The following is a 2,122-nucleotide window of genomic DNA, read 5'->3' as shown; positions in this document are numbered from 1 at the left end:
GTGCGTGCCGCGTGCCGGGATCCGCTGCCGTCCCGGCGCACCGGGGCGGTCAGCGCGCGCCGCGCCGCCTGGGCCAGTTCACCGGCCGTTTGGTAGCGCTTGGCAGGTTTCTTGGCCATGCCCTTGGCGATCACCTCGTCGAAGGGCGCCAGCCGCGGATCGCTGTCCGATGGGCGCGGCAACGGCGAGACCATGTGACCGGCGATCTGTTGCTCGAGGCTGTCAGCCGGGTAAGGCCTTGAGCCAGTGAGACATTCGTACAGCACACAGGTCAGCGCGTAGATGTCCGAGCGGGCGTCGACCTGGCCACCCTCAAAACGCTCCGGCGCCATGTACGCCAGGGTGCCCAGCGTGCTGCCGGCAGTCGTCAGTCCCGACTCGCCCGCGCTGCGGGCCAGACCGAAGTCGATCAGGTACACGAAGTCGCGGTCGGTGATCAGGATGTTGGACGGTTTGATGTCGCGGTGGATCAGACCGTCCTTGTGCGCTGCATCGAGAGCGTGGCCGACCTGCTCGACGATCGAGACGGCGAACGCCGCGCCGAGAGGCTTCTCGCTGTCGGAGAGCATCGTGCCCAGATTGCGGCCTTCGATGAGCCTCATGTCCAGATACAGCCGGCCGTTGATCTCGCCGAACCCGTGGATCGGCACCACATGCGGGTCGTTGACGCCCGCGGCCGCCTGCGACTCGCGGCGGAACCGCGCCTGGAAGACCTCGTCGGTGGCCATGTGGTGCGGGAGGACCTTGAGCGCGACAACTCGGTCGGTCTTCGTGTCGTAGGCCTGGTAGACCTCGCCCATTCCGCCCTGGCCGATCAGCTTCTGGAGCTGATAGTGCCCGAATGGTGTCGCATTCACCGGTGGTCTCCTCGGCTGCGGCCAATCGGTCTGTGGATCGAAGCTACCTCACGTTTGCCGGTGCTACCCGGATGCATGTCAATCGGCTGACGACCGGTTGCCCGTTGCGCAGGATGGGGTGCGCCGCGATGACACGGAGTGGAATATTTCTACCACGGCATCAGTACCCGCGCCCGGCTGTTGATCAGGCATTTTTCGGGTTTCTGCCATGCTGGATGGATCCACTTGACGACCCCGGAGGTGTCCACACCATGCCCGAGTCCCCATCCGCCTGGCCTGAGCTGCCCGTCGAGCAGTGGGCCGAGACCCGCGACACGCTTCAGTTGATGACCCAGGTCGTCGGCAAGGTCCGCCTGGCCAACACCCCGGTGATGAGCCACTGGTGGAATGTCGTTCTGCACGTCTCGGCACGCGGGCTGACGACCGGACTTGTTCCATACGGCGACAACGGGTTTCAGATCGACTTCGATTTCGTCGACCATCACCTCACGGTGTCGAGCACCACCGGGGAGCGTCGCATCGTCCCGCTGCGCGCCGGTCCGATCGCCGACTACTACCGCGAGGTCACCGCGGCCCTCGACGAGCTGGGTCTGCACACCGAGATCTGGCCGATGCCCGTCGAGATCGCCGACGCGATCCCGCTCGACACCGACACCCAGCACGTTGCCTACGATCCCGACCAGGTGCACCGCTTCTGGCTGGCGCTGGTGCAGATGACGCGCGTGTTCGAGGTCTTCCGGTCGCGGTTCCTGGGCAAGGTGAGCCCTGTGCACTTCTTCTGGGGCGCGCTGGACCTGGCCGTCACCCGGTTCTCCGGCCGGTCGGCCCCCAAGCATCCCGGCGGCGCCCCCAACTGCGGTCCTCACGTCATGTGGGAGGCCTACTCACATGAGGTCAGCAGCGCGGGCTACTGGCCCGGACCCGACGGCGAGGGCGTCTTCTACTCCTACGCCTACCCCGAAGCCGACGGATACCGGGACGCGGAGGTGCGTCCGGAGCAGGCGTATTTCGACAGCAATCTCGGTGAGTTCGTGCTGCCCTACACCGCTGTGCGGGAGGCCGCCGACCCCGACGCGCTGCTGCTGGAGTTTTTGCAGAGCACCTACGAGGTCGCCGCTGACCTCGGTTCCTGGGACCGCGCCGCACTGGAGCGCTGACCCTCGTTCCGCCGGAATTGCATTCCAGCATGCCCCCTCTCGCGGGTTGGCTGCTGGAACGCAATTCCGGCGGTTTGTTGGGCGTGGGGATTGATGCAAGTGCTGCAT

2 protein-coding genes are annotated in these 2,122 nt (G+C 66.1%); one reads left to right on the top strand and one right to left on the bottom strand.

Annotated features, from left to right (window positions below; genetic code table 11):
- The coding region (locus WA965_RS20590; RefSeq protein ID WP_526448018.1) for a serine/threonine-protein kinase at window positions 1–857 on the bottom strand (857 nt) is incomplete at its 3' end.
- A 251-nt stretch (window positions 858–1,108) separates the two neighbouring features.
- Here WA965_RS20590 and WA965_RS20585 point away from each other — a divergent pair.
- Window positions 1,109–2,014: a DUF5996 family protein gene (locus WA965_RS20585; protein WP_526298676.1), complete on the top strand. Its 906-nt coding sequence runs from the start codon at window positions 1,109–1,111 to the stop codon at window positions 2,012–2,014.
- Window positions 2,015–2,122 lie beyond the last annotated feature (108 nt).

Source organism: Mycobacterium sp. (genome assembly GCF_049683935.1).
Classification (GTDB): domain Bacteria; phylum Actinomycetota; class Actinomycetes; order Mycobacteriales; family Mycobacteriaceae; genus Mycobacterium.
This window is presented reverse-complemented; position numbering and strand designations above follow the sequence as displayed.